The organism is Entomomonas sp. E2T0 (genome assembly GCF_025985425.1).
GTDB lineage: Bacteria > Pseudomonadota > Gammaproteobacteria > Pseudomonadales > Pseudomonadaceae > Entomomonas.
On the sequence record NZ_CP094972.1, the window covers coordinates 2208486 to 2226703 of the forward strand.

The 18218-nt window shown below is 35.4% G+C and carries 21 protein-coding genes; 2 read left to right on the plus strand and 19 right to left on the minus strand.

Annotation, left to right across the window (positions count from 1 at the left end; genetic code table 11):
• Nucleotides 1-23: 23 nt before the first annotated feature.
• The 17 genes from MTZ49_RS10700 to MTZ49_RS10780 form a co-directional block, all read right to left on the minus strand.
• Nucleotides 24-872, minus strand: a complete 849-nt coding sequence (locus tag MTZ49_RS10700) for a DUF4123 domain-containing protein (protein WP_264745539.1) — start codon at nt 870-872, stop codon at nt 24-26.
• Entirely contained in the window at nt 872-3037 is a 2166-nt protein-coding gene (locus tag MTZ49_RS10705; RefSeq protein WP_264745540.1) for a type VI secretion system Vgr family protein, read from the minus strand. The genes MTZ49_RS10700 and MTZ49_RS10705 overlap by 1 nt, the downstream gene beginning before the upstream one ends.
• 208 nt (nt 3038-3245) lie before the next feature.
• Nucleotides 3246-3692: a thermonuclease family protein gene (locus tag MTZ49_RS10710; protein WP_264745541.1), complete on the minus strand. Its 447-nt coding sequence runs from the start codon at nt 3690-3692 to the stop codon at nt 3246-3248.
• 114 nt (nt 3693-3806) lie between these two features.
• Nucleotides 3807-4928 (minus strand): hypothetical protein, encoded by a 1122-nt coding sequence (locus MTZ49_RS10715; RefSeq protein WP_264745542.1) that lies wholly within the window; start codon nt 4926-4928, stop codon nt 3807-3809.
• Nucleotides 4929-5212: 284 nt separating this feature from the next.
• Nucleotides 5213-5845: a plasmid fertility inhibition factor family protein gene (locus MTZ49_RS10720; protein WP_264745543.1), complete on the minus strand. Its 633-nt coding sequence runs from the start codon at nt 5843-5845 to the stop codon at nt 5213-5215.
• A 14-nt stretch (nt 5846-5859) separates the two neighbouring features.
• A complete protein-coding gene (locus MTZ49_RS10725) occupies nt 5860-6261 on the minus strand; it encodes a hypothetical protein (RefSeq protein ID WP_264745544.1) in 402 nt (133 codons plus the stop codon).
• A 79-nt stretch (nt 6262-6340) separates the two neighbouring features.
• Nucleotides 6341-6652 carry an HU family DNA-binding protein gene (locus MTZ49_RS10730; protein WP_264745545.1) on the minus strand — a complete coding sequence of 104 codons (312 nt, stop codon included), beginning with the start codon at nt 6650-6652 and terminating at the stop codon, nt 6341-6343.
• Between the two features lie 59 nt (nt 6653-6711).
• The gene (locus MTZ49_RS10735) at nt 6712-7431 is read right to left on the minus strand and encodes a hypothetical protein (protein ID WP_264745546.1); all 720 of its coding nucleotides are present in this window, start codon (nt 7429-7431) and stop codon (nt 6712-6714) included.
• Nucleotides 7432-7521: 90 nt separating this feature from the next.
• Nucleotides 7522-10413, minus strand: coding sequence for a conjugative transfer ATPase (locus MTZ49_RS10740; protein ID WP_264745547.1), 2892 nt, complete (start codon nt 10411-10413; stop codon nt 7522-7524).
• A complete protein-coding gene (locus MTZ49_RS10745; RefSeq protein WP_264745548.1) occupies nt 10414-10812 on the minus strand; it encodes a TIGR03751 family conjugal transfer lipoprotein in 399 nt (132 codons plus the stop codon).
• On the minus strand, nt 10778-12259 hold the full coding sequence (locus MTZ49_RS10750; RefSeq protein ID WP_264745549.1) for a TIGR03752 family integrating conjugative element protein: 1482 nt from the start codon (nt 12257-12259) through the stop codon (nt 10778-10780). The genes MTZ49_RS10745 and MTZ49_RS10750 overlap by 35 nt, the downstream gene beginning before the upstream one ends.
• 7 nt (nt 12260-12266) lie before the next feature.
• Nucleotides 12267-13118: a TIGR03749 family integrating conjugative element protein gene (locus tag MTZ49_RS10755; RefSeq protein WP_413774146.1), complete on the minus strand. Its 852-nt coding sequence runs from the start codon at nt 13116-13118 to the stop codon at nt 12267-12269.
• Nucleotides 13119-13121: 3 nt separating this feature from the next.
• Complete coding sequence (locus tag MTZ49_RS10760; protein ID WP_264745550.1) at nt 13122-13760, minus strand: PFL_4703 family integrating conjugative element protein; 639 nt, start codon at nt 13758-13760, stop codon at nt 13122-13124.
• A complete protein-coding gene (locus tag MTZ49_RS10765; protein ID WP_264745551.1) occupies nt 13753-14199 on the minus strand; it encodes a TIGR03750 family conjugal transfer protein in 447 nt (148 codons plus the stop codon). The genes MTZ49_RS10760 and MTZ49_RS10765 overlap by 8 nt, the downstream gene beginning before the upstream one ends.
• Nucleotides 14200-14211: 12 nt before the next feature.
• The gene (locus MTZ49_RS10770) at nt 14212-14565 is read right to left on the minus strand and encodes a TIGR03745 family integrating conjugative element membrane protein (RefSeq protein ID WP_264745552.1); all 354 of its coding nucleotides are present in this window, start codon (nt 14563-14565) and stop codon (nt 14212-14214) included.
• A 12-nt stretch (nt 14566-14577) separates the two neighbouring features.
• The gene (locus tag MTZ49_RS10775) at nt 14578-14808 is read right to left on the minus strand and encodes a TIGR03758 family integrating conjugative element protein (RefSeq protein ID WP_264745553.1); all 231 of its coding nucleotides are present in this window, start codon (nt 14806-14808) and stop codon (nt 14578-14580) included.
• Nucleotides 14801-15127, minus strand: a complete 327-nt coding sequence (locus MTZ49_RS10780; RefSeq protein WP_264745554.1) for an RAQPRD family integrative conjugative element protein — start codon at nt 15125-15127, stop codon at nt 14801-14803. Before MTZ49_RS10780 ends, MTZ49_RS10775 begins: the two co-directional genes overlap by 8 nt.
• A gap of 176 nt (nt 15128-15303) precedes the next feature.
• Here MTZ49_RS10780 and MTZ49_RS10785 point away from each other — a divergent pair, with 176 nt between their 5' ends.
• Both MTZ49_RS10785 and MTZ49_RS10790 read left to right on the plus strand, forming a co-directional pair.
• Nucleotides 15304-16248 (plus strand): hypothetical protein, encoded by a 945-nt coding sequence (locus MTZ49_RS10785; protein WP_264745555.1) that lies wholly within the window; start codon nt 15304-15306, stop codon nt 16246-16248.
• A gap of 17 nt (nt 16249-16265) precedes the next feature.
• Nucleotides 16266-17183 (plus strand): hypothetical protein, encoded by a 918-nt coding sequence (locus MTZ49_RS10790; protein ID WP_264745556.1) that lies wholly within the window; start codon nt 16266-16268, stop codon nt 17181-17183.
• Here MTZ49_RS10790 and MTZ49_RS10795 read toward each other — a convergent pair.
• Together MTZ49_RS10795 and MTZ49_RS10800 are read right to left on the minus strand one after the other, a co-directional pair.
• Nucleotides 17176-17472, minus strand: a complete 297-nt coding sequence (locus tag MTZ49_RS10795; RefSeq protein ID WP_264745557.1) for a hypothetical protein — start codon at nt 17470-17472, stop codon at nt 17176-17178. The genes MTZ49_RS10790 and MTZ49_RS10795 overlap by 8 nt on opposite strands.
• A 10-nt stretch (nt 17473-17482) precedes the next feature.
• A complete protein-coding gene (locus MTZ49_RS10800) occupies nt 17483-18217 on the minus strand; it encodes a TIGR03747 family integrating conjugative element membrane protein (protein ID WP_264745558.1) in 735 nt (244 codons plus the stop codon).
• Nucleotide 18218: the final 1 nt, after the last annotated feature.

Genomic DNA, 18218 nt, shown 5'->3' on the forward strand with positions numbered 1-18218 from the left:
CTAGTATTTCCTTATTAATCCTGTTAGCTTAGTTCTATAGTATAGTCATAAAAGTGTTGTATTTTTATATCAATAGGTAAACTTTTGTATTGACTATTTTGTTGTAGCCATTGTTGATAGGGGCTATTTTCCTGACTGATAAAATCTAGTCCATAATCTGTACACAGGTCTACCCATTGTGCAATAGTACGTTGATTGGTTAGATTATAAGTATTTACTTTAACCATTGCTAGCTCAAACCATTGACTAATTTGCTCAGCTGTTTTGGATTGTAATATGTCTGCACGCTCAGTTTGTAACCATTGGTATAGTTTATTTTTAAAACGAAAGTCAGCCGCTTGATCTAATGCCTGTACTTGTGGTTCGTTTAAATAGTCTAGCCTAATGTGAGTAAACGTTGCCTCTGGTAGAGGTGCAAATATTTGCCATTGTGCAGTTTGTGGCTGCTGCCAATCAGGTATGGGGTTACTGACTTGCCATGTTTTAATTGGGCCAAAAATATCCAGTGGGATATTTCCATGATAGCTGTTTAGCCAATACCATGTGGTTAATGGATCAGCAAAACGAAATAAGGCATTACTACCTGAATCATCAGTTACCGTGATAAATTGTTTAAGGTGTTCTGCTACAGTCTGTAAAGATTGATCAGTTTGTAAAATAGTGGCACTGTCTGCCCAATCTTGTTGGATTTGCGTGATGAGATGCGAGCCATTTAGTGCTGCCACCAGAATTGGTCCTAAGTCGTAATTATCTTGAAAACATGTTCCTATATAAAGTGGAATAACTTGTATAGGCTGTTTTGCCTTATACACCTCTTTTATAGCGGTTTGACGCATTACGCCATCTATTAATGCATAGGTATTTATTGTCATTATGCACTCACTCTAGTCTGTTCTGCTGCCATTTTTTCACAAATCTCACAACGTGGTTGTGATTTTAATAATGCTTGGCGTTGGGCTAAGACCACAGGGGGTGATGTTGTGGCTGCTACTTCTTTATCGTTACTTAAAGGTGGTAATGGTACAGAAGGTGTACCCATCATAGGTATACCACCTGTCCATTGGGGTTGAGTCATCCAAATACCCATTGGATTAAGCACGATATGTTGACCAGCCGCTTTAAGAGTAAGACTAAGACCTCCATCTATCACTGTCTGGAGACCACTTTTAAGATGGATCTCCATACCTGCTTCTACGGTTTTAATGGTACCTATGGTTTCATGTTCTGAGATGCCTACTGTTTTATAGTCATTCATCAGTATTTGAGTTTTGCGGTCAAGTTCTGTTAAATGATGCTCCTCACTTTCTTGCTTTTGATAACGGTTCTTTTTAATGGTTTCACTATGTTCGTTGTTTACCTGAAGGTGTGAGTTATTATTGACTTGCACTATATGATTATTCTTAGTTAGCTGATCAAAGTCCTTCTGAGCTTGCACAAAGATTTGTTCTTCACCTGCCTTATCTTCTATTCTAAACTCATTAGAACCTACACCACCTTTAGAAGAACTTGTTTTAAATACGGATCTGGTTTTATTAGCAGGTAACTCATAAGGTACCTTATTAATGCCATTATGTAGTGCACCTACCACAAGAGGAAAATCAGGGTCACCTTCCTCATATTCCACTAAAACCTCCATACCCACACGAGGTATGACAACGGTGCCATAAGAATTATGTGCCCAATTACTGGCTACTCTTACCCAATGAGAGGAGTGCTCGTCGTAATTACCTTCTCTGTCCCAGTGACACTGAATTTTTATGCGGCCATACTCATCGCAATAAATCTCCTCCCCTGTAGGACCACACACAATAGCTGTCTGTGCACCTAATATCTTAGGCTTAGGGTATAACCTCTCAGGTCTATAAGGTACATCTTGGGGAGACAATACAAACACATTTCGATAGCCTTGAGCAAAATCCTCTAAAGGAAATTGTAATGTTTCAGAAAAGGGATAATTAATATACCGATATAATTGACTATTAGTAGTAGCACTATTAGCAGTATGCATATCACCAAAGGCTTCCAATACCGCAGGTTGTTTCCCTGCATGACAAATCTCACGAATTAACCAAGGCTGTTCCACATCTTTTAAGAGATACCCTGTTACCGTAATAAACAACCCTGGATGAAGCCCTATGACATCACTATTGGCTTCGGCTAACACTTGAGTAGCTCTTAAACGCTCTATTTCAATCTTAGCAAGCTGATCGGCTCTTTGTTTATTATCATGTCTACTGGGATAATCATAACTTTCTAATGGGGGTTCTATGGCTTCATTAGCTTTATCACTTTGTAAGCCTTGGGCATTGCCTTCAGGAATCTTCATATTAGTAAAATTATAATTTCTAAAAGAAGCTTCAGTAGTACAACTGGATAGACCAATATCAAACGACTTAATCACCCGTTCATCAGCCACAAAGCCTGTATCACTCACATACTTAATTGCTTGAGACAAACTAGAAAAAAATGGATTAGCATCCGCAAAAGTTAATGTATGACCTTCTTTACTATGTGTAAAAAAGTAAAAAATACCCTCAGATTCAGCTAAATGATTAATGAAACTATAATCGTCCTGATCATATTGAGTGCAGTATTCACGGATAGGATAAGACTCTTTCAATTTAAAAGAAAAGTCATGACCTTGCGCTAAACCATATTCAGACAATACCGTACTGATAATCTCTGGAACAGTTTTATTACGAAATACCCGTTGATTGACCCGTTTTTTGAGATGAGAAAGAGTAGGGGTAAGTACAACTTTAAAGGTAGCATAATGCTTACCAACAGCAGCTCGCTTAACGTTTTGAATAACGCCATGACAGCCAGTGGTTTTATTACTATCAAAAGATAAAAAAGCAGGTTTACTTAATAACTGAGTGATATCATAGCGAAGATGATCACAGACCAAAGTGATCTCAACAGCATAATCACTGGAGATGGCTTCCAAACCATTAAATGATAATACCTGCAATGTTGCTTTAGTATCTAATCCTTGTACATCCAAATAGAAATGGCTAGTATTGGCTGCCTCAAACATCGGTACTCCCTATTTAATCCAATAGAATAGATAATCATATCCTTAATACTAAAGTCTATCTGGTTGAAGATTGAAAGTAAAAAGTGCAAACTACTATTTTAGTATAATAGACAAGTTAATAATTATAATATAGTGCTAATTATTGCAAGTGTACAAGACATGGACAAAATACAACAAATACTTGCTGAGAAGTAAAGAGCATCCAATTTTATTTATTTTTTACTTTTTTACTCTTTCTAAATTCCCAAGGAGCAATGGCTTTTTGAGACCATAGACCAACTTTATTGTGTTTAGCTATCGCTTGTTCTTTATCATAACTACCATTTTTCTTAGTAAATGGGTAGTACCACGCCATACCTAATTGGATCATGCTTAGATTAATATCCTTCTTTATAGTGCAGCTAGGGTTAGATTTTGTGGCAGCAGGGTAGCTACATACTATTGTTTTATAATAAATAGTTCCTAATATTCTTCTATATTTATCCTTTCCATGTGTTCTTATACTGACTTCTTTATTAAAAATTAGATCAGATAACGCTTGTTTAGAACGATTGCCAAAGTCTTGGCCTTTTTCTGGAGCATCTATTTGATAGAGTCTTACCTTAATTTGTTCTTTTTGAGTAGTTAAGCAAGTGATAGTGTCTCCATCACTCACACCAACTACTTTACAATTGATTGTGTCAGCATAAGATATGGAGGAAATTAGGAGTAGGGTAAATAGTAAATATCTCATCATAATACATCGTCTAATAGGCAGTTATTTACCACATTAACAACAAGCAATTGTAAAATCTTCTAGTTGTATAAGACTATTATTAGTAATCTCATAAACAACATATCTTGCACCTTCTGAGGATAGGTGTGTTACAAGATATAATTTATTATTTATTTTAAATAAGTCATATCGTTGTACATGAGTAACAGATGAAATAGTATCTTTATTTCTAGTGATCAGAAAACCACCTTCATTATATTGAAGGTATATTAATTGAAATTGTTCATTAATCTGCTGAATAGTAGCTTTAGTTTCTGAAATAATATTACCATCCTTTCTACCATCTATAAGCTCTGACCATTGAGTGTGTTTAAGCTGTTGTTTTAGCTGATTTAGTTGTTGCAGGGACATATTTTGTGACTGATAAAACAGTATATCTTCTGGTGTATCGTTCCCTTTAAAAGCTAGAAGGTATGGTGTATCGTCACCTGGATATTCATAGGGTTCGTCTATTAAGGTAATGTGTGACCCAATAAAATCATAACCATACCTTAAAGTAGTTATTGATTTAGCTATTTGTTGATAGGGTGAAACTAATAACCATCTCTCATGGGTAGGATATAAACCATCTAAACCATAGCTATTACAGCCAATAAGAGCAACATTAGAAGTTACATTTAGCTCCATATTAATAGTTGAAATAAGGTCTTGAAAGTGGCCATCTGAATGTATTTTTATTGGAGTTTCATCATAATCTGAACCAAAATTATTGTAGGCATATAGCATAATGGTTTTTTCTTGGGTATTGAGTATGGAATATATAGGTGTATCTGGATAGTTTTTTAATGTCGCAGCAACAATACGGTGATCAATATATTTTCCACTAGATGAATAGTTTACTAGCACAAGCTTATTTTTATCAGCATATAAGGTACTCTTGATATTAGGTAGTAGTGCAAACTCATCTAGTACATAGAGTTTTTCACTTCTTTTATCTGGAATCTGGGTGGCAACTAGTTTTGAGTCTTTTTTAATATGAGTAGTAAGCTTTATATCTAATCCAATTTCTTGCTGAGACCAATTTATTGGCCATGATACCTTATTTATTGACTGTGCATTTACTGAAAAAATAAAACACCATAAAAGAAAAAATATATAAAGTTGTTGTTTTAGCATAGCATAGTCTTTAAATGATGTATTTATTAGAATAATGCTTTGCTTGTAACTTAGCAGAAGTATCTAACCCATTCCCATTAAAATGGATGCTATTAGTCGCCTTAAACATAGATATGCCTCATATTATCTAGTGTTAACTATTTATGGTTATATTCTTAATACTAATACTTAGGCCGATCTTATTGAAGAAGGTAAGTAAAAAATGCGTATTCATGCTTTGGCATAGTATCTAAATAAATAGATCACTGTCAAACAGTGGATATACTAATGATTAGCACGAGATATTATGTGTTTTTAAACATGTCACACACTGATATTGGCTCATCGGTTAATCCTGCAATAATATTTAAGTTATTAGCACTGTCTAAACTATTAGTATACACAGGAAATGATGAGGCATAGTTAGCAATAAGCCATATAGTTCTAGTTATACCATCTGTAAAAGATATTGAAGGTTTATTTTCTACTACATCCATATTAATAGTTGCTAAAGAAACAGGCCATGTAATACCTTTAGAAAATCCTTCTTCTGCATATGGGTATTTGTCATCATCTGGTAAATCTCTCCTGAGCTTACAAGAATAATTCGTCTTATCATTAGAAATTAGTGCATCATTTAGCAAGAGCAAGTAAAGCAGTTCAGTATCAACATATACTAAAAAATCGTTATCATGAACATAATTTGGCTTATCATATTTCATATACTGATCTTCTTTACCAGTAAGAGAAATACGCCATACTAAGCGTGTACTAGTGTGCTCAATAAGATCAGGGGGAGGGGGAGAAACATGCTGTTTTAGTGACTCTCTTAACAGTACTATTTCTTCAGCAAGTAAAAGATTGTAACCAGAATATTGAGGAATAGTTCGTTTAGGATAGATGTACTTTTTTTTGAATAGATTAAATAAACCAAACATAATTAACCATTTCCTTATATTAATATTTTATTTTTTAATGGATACCCAAAACCATCACAATAATAGTAGATATCTATAATCTGGTTATCTATTGAATAAGTAATTTTAGCAGATATTTTTCGTTTATAGGTTTTTTTCAAGCAGAGTTGTTCTTTAATAACAGCACAATCAATATTATTAGAAACGTACTTATTAATAGTTTTCTCAATTTCTGATTTTAATGAACTGTTAAAATTAAGCCGTAGTTTAAAGTCTTTTATATAAGATACATAGCGTATCATGCCAAAAACAGCGATTAATAATGGAATACAGTCGATGGCTTTATCAGGATAATATAATGACCATGCACTTAGCATAAAAAAGATAATATAAAGAAAAATAGAGAATCTATTTAGATAGATATATTTAAATTTCAAAAAATACCCAGTTATTTTAAGTATCATGAGGTAGGAAAGTTAAAAAATAAACCCAGTTAAAACTGGGCCTATTATAAAATTATTTCTTTTTAGACTTTTTAGACTTTTTAGCTGAAGCAGTATTAACAGTGTCTTTTAAAGTCTTGCCAGGTTTGAATAGAGGGGCTTTTTTAGCAGGTACTTTAATTGGCTTGCCAGTTTGTAGGTTACGTGCCATACGTGCCGATCTTTCTTTTACAGTAAATGTGCCAAAACCTACTAAAACTAATGAGTCACCTTGCTGTAAGGTTTCAGTTACCGTTTCTAAAAAAGCATTTAGTACTTTAGTTGCTTGCGTATTAGGAATGTCTGCTTTTTCACTTATTGCTTTAACCAGTTCTGCTTTGTTCATTACTTATTCCTATAAAATATATAATTGTAAAAGAATTATACCACATCGAATGAAGCCACCTATTCATTGCCACTAAGATAGAGTGATTTTATTTTCTCATTAAGTGGTAAAATTGAGTAGCCAACCTCCTCATCTCCTTCAAATAAGCACTCAAAACGTGAATCCTGCCTATTAAAATAAAACTCCTCCATAGTTAATTCAAACTCAGCCAATACACTAGTGAAATTATCGTACTCTTTGTATGCATTATGTTGAATGAAATCTTTTAGATTTCCTTTTTTATTTACTTTCATCTCTTGTTTAAGGACATTAGGTTGCTTTATCCAGTGATAAAATTTATCAAAAAAATAATCACTATAACCATCCAAATAAACACTTAAACAGATAAGTGAAGCGGCATACTTTGGTCTTTCAATATTTTTTTGATTAGGTAAAGGTCTTATATGTAGATACCAATAGCCCAGATCAGGATCAAAAGCTGCCAGTAGTGCTAATAACTCACACCCATCCTTTCTAGTACCATAAGGCTGCTTATAATCTACCATTAAACGACTAACTGTTAAAATACCTACCGTATCAACTAGTACCCCCGAGCATATATTTTCTATTGACCCTTGTAAATCGTTCTCTATCATTTCATTAAGCAGCATTGTATCCACACCTGATTCTGCTAAAAGCTTATCATGTTCGTCCTTTATTACTGCTAAACTTTCTCGTGCTTTATCTAAGTTAATATCTGGAGCAATCCTGTCATAAAGCTTTTTTGTAAAATCAGTCATATATAATTTTTTCCATTATTTATTAAAGTAAATCGTTTATAAAAAAATATTTAGCGTATCAATGATAAAATCATATAAATCTAAGTTATTTTATTCCTTAGTTTCAAAAAAATGTTTCCAAGGTAGTGTTGCTACACCTCTTGCCTTGTCTAATATTTCAGCCTTAATAAATACTGCCTCAAGCTCAGAACAGTTATGTTGTTTCATTAAATCATGACGTTCTTTCTTCTCCTCTGGCTCAGTTTCTGCAAGTGCTAATACTAAGCTAGGTGGTACAGCTCTAAACATAAGCTCATTACGCTTAGATAAAATGACGCCTTCAGTATATTTACGGGGTTCTTTAGAGGCTGAAAGTAGTAATTGCCTTTGTGGTTCATTTAAGCTCTTAAATCGAGCAATAGCATTGATCTCATCAGGTGGCATATTTAAACAGCACCACCATTCGATCATGTTCAACATGGTTTCAGCTGCATCAGGAAAGTCAGCTAAGTTTTGTGTAGCGAGCCAAAACCATGCACCCAATTTACGCCACATCTTAGTAATTTTGACTGCATAAGGAGCTACCAGGGGATTTTTAGTAATAATATGCCCTTCATCGGTGATCATAATAATCGGACGACCTGAATATTGGTCACGTTCAGCAATATTATTAACGGTATTCATTAAGGAAATATAACTAATGGCCATCTGTGCTTCGTAACCTTCACGAGCATAAGTAGCAAGGTCCACAACCGTTACATCTGACTCAGGCCATGTCACACCCTCACGATTAAATATCTCCCCATCCATGCCTTGCGTAAACAGTAGCATAGACTCAGCCATCTCATTAATGCGTTCGCTGCGAATTTCCCGTAGAGTAGGGTCTTGGGAGGCTAGTTTTAAGGCCTTATAAATATCCTCTGTTAACACAGCCCTGTTTTCTTTTACACAAAGTGCTGCTGCATCTAAAATACATTGACGTATTAGGGAGCGATCAGCACGAGTAAGACGGTGTTCTTCTTTAGGTTCACCCCCAGTAATCATCAGTCTTGCAATGATTTCTAGTTCACCTAAGATATCACGCTGCGAGTCTGCTTCATCTTCTTCCTCACTAGTGGGTAAATCATCTTCAGGCTTGTCGGAATCTACTTCAAAAGTAGCCACTACATCAGGTTTTTCAATTAATAACTTAGCATCATTAAAAGGTGCTAAAGTAATACCAGAGCCTTGTTTTAAGGAAACCTGGTTGACACTTAAGTCTTGTAATTTAAAGAACTGACCTAACAGACCAAAAGAATTACCTGCCTCAACAATAAAAATACGAGGGCGGTACACAGCCATTGCTTGCATAATAATGGCTACTAAGGTAGCTGACTTACCTGCACCTGTAGGACCAAAGATAAGCATATGAGCATTCATGGCTCGATCTAATTGGGATAATGGATCAAGAGTGACTGGAGAGCCACCCCGATTAAAAAATGAGATACAGGGATGCCCCGTACCCACTGATCTGCCCCATAAAGGAGCTAAATTAGCAATATGTTGAGCAAAGATATACCTTGTATACCAATTTTTACGATCCTCATTAGGATTAAACACCATTGGTAGCCATCTAATATACGAATTACAAGCTGCTACTTCTTCACCATCACGCACAGGCTGTAGTCCTGCATTGGTGATGATATTAGTCAGCTGAATAATACGTTTTCTAAGGTGCTTTTCATCGTCTGCTCTCACATAAAAAGCAATGGTACCTTTATACAACTTATGCTTGGACGCAATAAGGCTTCTAGCATTGTTTACATCACTACGGGTGGTGGTAGAAGCGATATTATCGCCAATGGCTTTTTTAAAGAGTAAATTAAGATGATCCTCTAATACATCCTGTGGTGTAACTAACATTGTCATAGATAAAATAGTGTTTTCAGGTAGTCTATCAAACATTGCATTTAACTGATCACCTACCTGAATTTCCCCTGTGAGTTGTCCTACTTTGGGTGGGTCTCTCAGTTGATCGACCACTACAATCTTATGTGGCACATCATCAAAGTACCATAAACCTTTTTCAATATCAGAACGTGGCTCATTAAAAAATAAACGTTCAGCAAAATCATGATCAAAAGGTAAGTCTAATAACTCATTATCATCAGGATCATTGGCTTTACGGTTTAAGTAAGGTACTTTACGGTAAAACTGAATAGGGTCATCATCGGTTAATTTAGGACTGGGGTTAAACCAAGGCATTAACCATTGATAAAAACCTTTAGCATCCATCCGATTGGCTTTAATAGAAGCACCTGCTAAACCTACAGTGACTTTTTCACAGGTTTGATTAAGTAATTGTTCTGGAGACTGTTGACCTTCTTTTACCTTATGATTAGGTAGTAACCAACGATAGATGACTAAACGAGTACATCTATTTTGACCACGCCAAGGCAATTTAGTAATTTTGTTATCAACAAATAAACCACCTGATTTAGTGATTGACTGAGTATGGAGTTCTGTCAATGCTAAATAATAATCACTATAAGTAGAGCCTTTGGCTTGAGGCTTTATATAATCAGCTAATTGGTCTAAATAAGGAGTAAAATTATTATCATCTTGGCAAAAGAACTGCACCACCCAAGGTTCTGTGTCTAGCTCATCAAAGCTGTCTTGTAGCGCATCTTCAACAATGTCTCTGGCATTTTGTAACCAATCCGAGGTTCTTCCTTCAGTGCCTATAGGCACTAAATCAAAGATCGCACCTACGGACTTACCATCCTCTAATAAAAAACATTGCCCATCTTCTAGGTACTCCACCCAAGGTAAAAAATCAGAGAACCCTGGTTGATGGGAATAGATTTTCTCTTGTTCATCTAATTTAGTAGCTCTTGGTTGCTTGGGATTACGCCATGATGATATTGATTGATTAGCGTTAGTGCTAGAGTTTTCAGTCGTTTCAGTTTGCTGCGCTGCTACCTGTTTTTTAGTAAATAAAAACTGTTTTACTTTATCTAACATTTAATAATCCTCTTTACGTTCACCAGGCATGGCATATTGCACTTTGCTATAAAGGGGAAAAACAGTAGAGTATCCTGGTACGGGCACTTGCTCTGCACCTGCTAAGTGAGGGTATACATACATCACCAAGTCAGGGTTGGGCAAACGTTGAAATTGGCTATTAATTTCATTAATGGCTGTACGGGTATAAGGCTCTTGTAGCTCATGGGGAATATCTACAGAGCGTCTTAATGTTGATCGGGTATCTAATAGTTGTTGATTAGTACCCGTTCCTGAACTATTAAAGACTTCCATCATGGTTTTACCATCATTAGGAAACATCTTATCCTTAGAGGTATAACAACCCGTTAATACCAAAGCTAAACTAATCAAGAGAACTGTTTTTTGTAGTGTATGCATTGTGTCTTACCTTTCTACCATTAGGTTCATAATCAATCATAATTTCTTGGTCAATATGCACTGCAATCTCAGCATGAGGCGGTACATAGATAGCTGCAAAGGCCTCACCATAGAGTTTATTAACCCAGTTACGTACATCCTCAACACCACCCGATAAAATAGTATTAAGTGCACCATTACGATCACTAGAAGTACTGTTATTACTGCTGTAATAACCGCCATTACTGCCTTTATCATCTTTACTTAATACAGAAGCTAAACCTGCACCTGCCGCAGTAATTAATGATTGAGTACCAATGTACTCTTTAGCATTGGATTTGCGTTCACCACTGACACAAGGAATACCCACAGGATCAGAGATATACCCTAAACCACCTCTGATTTTGCTAGTATTGGTATTACTGGTGTTATTATTACCATTGGAACGTGAAGCTTTAACAGGTTCTGGCACCGTGCGAATAGTGCCATCCTCAAATACAAAGGTAATGGAGTCAATCTGACCTCGTACACAGGATAATGTCCAATCACCTGTAGCAGTGCCTGACATCACTGCACTATGCACTTCAGGTAAATCAAAGCCATTGGCTGCTAGATTATCTTTACCTACTAACACCTTAAAAGGGTAGGGATCTGATACTGTACCGTTAACAGGTACTCTACCGATCAATGCAGTCATCGCAGTGGAACCCACAAAAGTAGAGTTTTGTGCAATCGTATACACAGGTTTCTCATCCTTTAAACGATCTTCATCTGAGTAATGTACTTTACGTAGCTCAAGTGGCTTTTTTACTTGATCTAAACTGTCATTAAAGCTTTTGTTCTTTTCTGATACAGTACTACCAAAGGCATTAGGAAAAGCAAAGCCAGTATTCTTTTGATTATTTCTAGGGTCAACAACAATAGCATCATCTGGTTCAACCCAAATAATACCTTTAGGCTCATTATCCTCATTGGCTAAGTTAGAGCCACCAATAGGTAGCTGAGCGTTTTGATTACTTGTTAAATCACCGATCTTGCCCTGAAGGAAATTAAACTTATCCATAATGCCCTTGGTTTTGGTATTAAACTCCTTATTGGCATTTTCTTGTGCTTTAAGAATTTCCTCACGTGCATTGGCTGTTGCATCAGAAACTGCCTTATTAATTCGACCAGTAAAGTCAGATTCTCTTGCTCTTAAGCGATCATTCTCTTTTAACAACTCATCATTCTTATTCTTTACATCCTGAATTTCCCGACGGGTTTGTTTCATCTGACCTAATAGCGTAGCTAATGTATCTTTTGCAGTATCTCCTTCGATACCTAATGCTTTGGCTTCATCGGCTGACAGATGTAATGAGGGATCATCAGCAAAAGAGCCACTTTTTTTACCACTAGGAACTAATACCAGAACTAATATAAAAGCGATCACACCTACTACAATAAACTTTAAAATAGCATTGCTTTTCATGGTGCTATTACTCCTTTGTCTTACTTATTGAAGTAAATAGAAATCGCTCAAGCCCTGCACCTTGAGTCACTAGGTAGAGTGTGGTGGTATCTTCAGCAGTTTTAATCTCACCTAAGTAACTGTGTTGAAAAGTAGCTGCATAAAAATTACCCTGAAGCTTACGAGGATCTAAATTGATCTTAGTAAATCCTTTATTAACAAGCTTAATAGCCGTTACATAATGATCACCTAATCGCCATGCAATTAATGCGTTAGCTTCTATAGGATAGGTGGGTAGTAATGTTTTTAATTGTGCTTGCGTAACTCTAATAGGTACTCGACTAATACCTGGTATGGGTTCAATAGTGCGTAGTGGTGCATACAAAGATTGAGCAGCATAACGAGTTAAAGCGATAGGGGCAGGGGTTTTAATTGACTTTGCTACTTGTGCATCATGGTATTGTTGCTCATCATCTGTAAGACTTAGCTGTGCATCTTTAGCGTCAATGATACGCACAGGTTCAAGTGCTCGATCACCCTCAATAGTAGCAATATCTATCAGGATAATTTCACCTGTTTCCACTACTTGTACTTGCAGACGAGAAGGGGCGATCTGATCATTGGCCAATAAGTACAATGCTCCACCTGTAGATTGCACTCTAAGCTTATTTCTAAGAGAACCATCAACACCAACACGAACATTCTTATCTAAAAAAATAACCCGCTCTTGACCTAATACTAAAGGGACTGCAAGGGGTAAACGTTCCCACTTTAATATCTCTACAGCTGAAGCTGTTATTGGTAATATTGTGAATAAGCCTAACATTAACCACTTTTTTACATAGTTTATATATCTTAAATGTTTTACATATCTAAACATTATCTATTTCCCCTCTGGTATTTCGAGTTTCTGAGGTGTGGTGATAAAGCAATCAAGCATTAAGCCATACGGATTTCTTTCAGGATCTGTATCAAACCGAATAATCCGCAGTGGATAACGGGCAACTGCTCTTTTTACTGGCTCAGAGAGATAGTATTCATCAGCATTTAAATCGAGATTGACTTGCCAAGTATTCCTATCCAGTTGCTTAACTCGATGAGTGGGATTATCTGCATAGCCACGCCCTAGAATTTCATACACGCCACGCACCCGATTACGGAGCTCACCTGCATAACTACGTGTTTCGTAATCATCTTCAAGCACTGCCTTACACTTAGGCGTTATAAAATGCTGATAAGCATTAATATTATTTTTGTAATCAACCTCGCCATTGCTCGGCCAACGATTGATTTGGGTAAATAAATACAATGCAAAACCATACACATTTTCAGGTGGAATATCCCACCATAAACGTGTACTACCTGCTCTAAGATCTGGAGGTACATGTACGGTTAGCTTTTCTGGAGATTTAGACCACCCATAACCTAAATACAAACATAGAATAAATAGAGCTAAAATAACTATTCTAAGTGTCTTAATATGAGAGTCTTTAGCATCAGAAGCATTTTTAAATTTACTCATCGACTTGTTCTTCCTCGTCTAAATGATTTAATTTATTAATAAGTTTTTCACGAAAAGGTTCTGTACGTCTGATAGACCAATGACCCGAACGAATAATGAGTGCCTTACCCAATTGGTACCCCCACCCAAACTGGGCAGTCCACTGGATTTTTCGATAAAACCAGGTGTCTGGCTTATTACGTTTAGCGCGTCTTAAAGTAGTTGAGGTAATCCATAAGGCAATGGCAGTAACAAGCATCATAGAGGTAGGTATTAAAAAGGCCTTACCTACAATGATAAAAACCATAATACCGATCACAGTACCTACGATTAACCCTGCAACAAAGGTCACTATTAACTCATCAGAGGTGAGTCCCCGTAATACTACGGGGAACTTGTTGAGACGCTCAGGTATGAAAGTAACAGTCCCTTCATGATTGTAGAAGTCACGTTCTTCCATAAACAGAACCCCTTATCGACTTGAAGCTGCTTCATTAGCTTGGTTAAGAAGCCAAATAGCAATCACAATTAGCACAGCACCCACTAAGATACACATGCCCAGTTCTGCCCAAGTTTTTTTACCTTTTTGTACATCAGAGTAAACAGCTACGCCATACCAAGCTACAGCGATAAAAGCAATGACACAGATACCAATACCGATGATATTAGAACCTGCTTTAATCCATTCAAAAATCTGATCCAGTAAGCCACCTGAATCGTTAGGATTTTGCACCGCAGGTAATTTGGCATGTGCATTACCATAAGCTAGGGCACACATAATTAAAGCTAAATGCTCTTTTTTCATTTGTTTAAATCGTTTTAACATGCATTGAGTCTCCTAAAGCACAACATAAAAGAAGATCCCTAGACCACAGGCTATACGAATTACACCACCACTGAGTTTGGCAAAAGTTAAGTTTCCTGAAGCCCACCCTCTATATAAAGTAACAACAGTCCATGCTGCCCATAAGAAAGCAATAGTTGCGATAAAGGCTGAATTTAAGAGACTTAACCGATCAATCGAAAAACCCGCAGCATTTTGGAATGCGCTGCTTTGTGCATCATTCATGAGCAGATCCCTTGTTATCAATACGATAATCTGTATTAAGTTCAAATAACTGTCTCGGTTGAGCACGTGATGGTTCAAGGTAATGTAAAAGACCTTGACGAATAGCTTGTATATCTTTTTTTAGTCCAGGGTAATCAAAACTAAAACGATCATTTACAGAAGTAGTTGAATTAGCCTTACTCTGACTTGCTAAGACATCAATATTATCTAATTGAATTAACATTAAACGCAGTTGCTCACGTTCATAATCTGAACCTGCCATTGCATTAAAACTAAATAAACTAAAAATAATAATGAAAGATCTTATAAAAATGCTCATTAAACAAACTCCAATAAATGATGTTTCAGTGCTTAATGAGGATCTAATAAAAACAGAACAAAAACAGTGTCTAAATAAAAATTGGTCATTTTTATTTAGAAAGGATATATTTAATTCTTAAGTACTTGATTAATTTTAATTGTATTATGAATGGCTTTTATAAAGGAGTTATAATTATGGACAAAGGAGTAAAAAAGCTAGGTGAGATAAAATTTAAATTCTCGCATCTTTATATTATAGATATGCTTGGTGGTGAGGATAAAATTATTGAACTACCTCAAGAGGCTGTGGAAGATTGTAAAGATAGGATAAATACAGCAGAGCTTCTTCTTAAAAATCTTACTGGCAATAACGGATCATTTACCCTTAAGTATTGTAAAATCCATAATAAACCAATGTTGGAAAATTTATTAGAAAAGATAAACGAGAATGTTAAAAAAGAAGGAGAATTCCCTATTTTACACTTCGAGTGTCATGGTCATAAGAGTAATTTAGGCTTAATGATTTCATCCACTAATAAACTTGTGAAATGGGATGAGCTTATTCCATATTTTATAGACATTAATAAATATACTAAAAATAATTTTGGTGTGGTATTAGCAAGTTGCAATGGTCTAGGTATTCTAGAATCTGTAGAAATACCTATGGGAAGTCCTTTTGGTTTTCTAATAGCAACTGACAAAGAGGTTGCAGATATTTATATTAAGCAGTTTATGGACTTTTATAATATTTTGTTTTATACAAATGATATATCAAGGGCAATGGAGAGTATTGCATCCGAATTTAAGTCTTTTATAAGTCAACAGTTATGTATAATTTTTATGTCTCATTTGCTATATTCACTTAAAGAACGCAAAAGTAGAAATGATTTTAAAGAGTATCTGACTAGTGAACTGAAAGATAACTTATCTTCTTCAAATTTAACTCCTATTAAAACTATTAGGAATGATGCCAAAAATAAAATAAAAAACATGAAATATTATTATGAGTTGTCTGCTAAGAGATTTCTTCATGGAGCAGAACCTTACCCTTACGAAGAAGTTGATGAACTTTTTCAGCAGTTAAAAAATGATAGAGAGGTGCAAATTATACTGAAATCCCGAAAGGAGAAGAAAAAATGATGTTTTTTTCAGAATTATTGTCACCTTTATTAAAAATTGCCAGATTATTTCCTGCTTTTTTTGGGAAAAAGAAATCTCATCCTTTTAAAAAATTAGAGGCAAAGATTATTAATAGGTGTATTGTAGCGGAGTTGCCTGAAGTAATTCCTTTTAAAATAGTAAATGAAGCAGGGGATCAATATAAAGGTATTTATGTAATTGGTCTTTTAATCTGGAATACAGGCAATCAGGCGATTACCAAAAAAGATTTCCCTAAAAAAAATCCATTAATTATAGAAATAGATAAAAATACTGAACTAGCAGGTTATGATGTAATTCCAGTATATGAGGAGATAAGCTGTAGTTTAGAAAAGATTGAAACAAATAAGTTAAGGTTAAGATTTGATTTTCTTAATCCTCAAGAATATGTTGTTATTCAGTTATTTGTAACTAGCGATCCTTATGTACCTGTTAATATTTGTGGGCGTTTTTCAGGACAGGAGGAGCCAATAGATCAGACAGCCTTAGAAGCTAAAGCTTCTTTATCAGAGAGATTTATTGCTTTTTTTATGCTCATATTGATTTTTAATGCAATGCCTGTTTGTTTTATAGCATTAGGGTTTATCTATGTAAATTATGGATTTGATATGCTGATAAATGATATGGATAAAATACCTAGTTATTTATTAAGTTCAGTTTCCACAGGCGTAATAATGTGGCTTTTGTTTATTTATTCAAGACTAACTTACTGGTTTGAAAAAAAGAAATACCCTAAAGGTTATCCATTAATGGCAGATTTGGAACTGCCTATCTGGGGAAGTGTTAAAGCTTTTTTTAATACTTTGTTTTTTGGGAAAAAGCAAAGAGTATCTGTATCCCTTTTTAATTGGGGTGAACCAGTCTTGTTGTCACACCGTAAAGTACCCCGAAAAAATGCTAATGATTGGGTTATTTAATTCTTTTCCAAAAAAACACTATCCCATCCGTAATATTGTAAGCAGATCCAGTAGTAATACCTTGCTCCGTTGGCAATAAATCTATTGCGCGGAGTAGGGCTTGAGTACTCACTAATTCATAGCCTTGTTCTTCATAATGTTTCATGTGTTCTTGGATTTGATTATTAAATAACAGTGTCTCAGGTGTTTTAGGCTGTTCTTTGTTCTTAAACAGTTTATTTATAAATCCTGATTTTTGTTCAATAGTGTGAGGTACAACTAAATAACTAGAAGTGTGTTGAATGGCCATAAAGAACTCCTTATAAATATTTTTTAAACGTTGCAGCAGTAATAGTAATTGCTAAACCAAGTGCAAAAGCACAAGGCATCAGTATTAACAATGGGTTTACAGAAATAGGGCAAGATAAATAAATTAACCAGGGCGCAACAGTTAATGTTGGAATATACCGTTTAGCTCGATGATAGATAAAGCTAGACTCACGACCTGCACCAAAGCGACGTAGATCCCGTCTTACTAAACCTTCTGTAATACCTGTTAGGGAAGCCAATGCAAATAATGGAATAGATAAGATTAGAACACTTAATCTAACAATAAATGTTAATGTGACATAAATAATGGCCATTAGATAATCTTCAATGGTTATATAGATTGAAGATAAGGTGCTACTTATATCACTACCATACATACTGTTATAGCGCGCTTTTTGGGTAAACTCAACAAAGCCAGTTTTCTCAAATCCCCATGTATAAGCTTGATCTAATAACCAATGGGCAGTAGTGACAGGTTCAGCCATTAATAGCGATTGCTTGAAACTATCATTAAGCCATCCTAACTCCACTTTAAACATCTGCTCACTGTGGTGCCATCCCTCGTTATTCCAGAAGAAATAGATGCCCATCCATTCAAAAATAACCGATAAGAATAAAGAAAATAGTAAAATCATAAAAATACGTATCAATAAACTAATGAGTTTACCTAACATTCCCTGACGTTTATTTTGTACATTTTCTGCGGCACTGACTGAGCTAGACATA

What these genes read in the sequence shown, in the direction of transcription:
- MTZ49_RS10755 (WP_413774146.1), bottom strand. Translation starts at nt 13,118, where the DNA reads ATGTTTAGATATGTAAAACATTTAAGATATATAAACTATGTAAAAAAG.
- MTZ49_RS10750 (WP_264745549.1), bottom strand. Translation starts at nt 12,259, where the DNA reads ATGAAAAGCAATGCTATTTTAAAGTTTATTGTAGTAGGTGTGATCGCT.
- MTZ49_RS10780 (WP_264745554.1), bottom strand. Translation starts at nt 15,127, where the DNA reads ATGAGCATTTTTATAAGATCTTTCATTATTATTTTTAGTTTATTTAGT.
- MTZ49_RS10735 (WP_264745546.1), bottom strand. Translation starts at nt 7,431, where the DNA reads ATGACTGATTTTACAAAAAAGCTTTATGACAGGATTGCTCCAGATATT.
- MTZ49_RS10720 (WP_264745543.1), bottom strand. Translation starts at nt 5,845, where the DNA reads ATGTTTGGTTTATTTAATCTATTCAAAAAAAAGTACATCTATCCTAAA.
- MTZ49_RS10760 (WP_264745550.1), bottom strand. Translation starts at nt 13,760, where the DNA reads ATGAGTAAATTTAAAAATGCTTCTGATGCTAAAGACTCTCATATTAAG.
- MTZ49_RS10770 (WP_264745552.1), bottom strand. Translation starts at nt 14,565, where the DNA reads ATGTTAAAACGATTTAAACAAATGAAAAAAGAGCATTTAGCTTTAATT.
- MTZ49_RS10730 (WP_264745545.1), bottom strand. Translation starts at nt 6,652, where the DNA reads ATGAACAAAGCAGAACTGGTTAAAGCAATAAGTGAAAAAGCAGACATT.
- MTZ49_RS10775 (WP_264745553.1), bottom strand. Translation starts at nt 14,808, where the DNA reads ATGAATGATGCACAAAGCAGCGCATTCCAAAATGCTGCGGGTTTTTCG.
- MTZ49_RS10745 (WP_264745548.1), bottom strand. Translation starts at nt 10,812, where the DNA reads ATGCATACACTACAAAAAACAGTTCTCTTGATTAGTTTAGCTTTGGTA.
- MTZ49_RS10800 (WP_264745558.1), bottom strand. Translation starts at nt 18,217, where the DNA reads ATGTCTAGCTCAGTCAGTGCCGCAGAAAATGTACAAAATAAACGTCAG.
- MTZ49_RS10705 (WP_264745540.1), bottom strand. Translation starts at nt 3,037, where the DNA reads ATGTTTGAGGCAGCCAATACTAGCCATTTCTATTTGGATGTACAAGGA.
- MTZ49_RS10795 (WP_264745557.1), bottom strand. Translation starts at nt 17,472, where the DNA reads ATGGCCATTCAACACACTTCTAGTTATTTAGTTGTACCTCACACTATT.
- MTZ49_RS10715 (WP_264745542.1), bottom strand. Translation starts at nt 4,928, where the DNA reads ATGCTAAAACAACAACTTTATATATTTTTTCTTTTATGGTGTTTTATT.
- MTZ49_RS10765 (WP_264745551.1), bottom strand. Translation starts at nt 14,199, where the DNA reads ATGGAAGAACGTGACTTCTACAATCATGAAGGGACTGTTACTTTCATA.
- MTZ49_RS10740 (WP_264745547.1), bottom strand. Translation starts at nt 10,413, where the DNA reads ATGTTAGATAAAGTAAAACAGTTTTTATTTACTAAAAAACAGGTAGCA.
- MTZ49_RS10700 (WP_264745539.1), bottom strand. Translation starts at nt 872, where the DNA reads ATGACAATAAATACCTATGCATTAATAGATGGCGTAATGCGTCAAACC.
- MTZ49_RS10785 (WP_264745555.1), top strand. Translation starts at nt 15,304, where the DNA reads ATGGACAAAGGAGTAAAAAAGCTAGGTGAGATAAAATTTAAATTCTCG.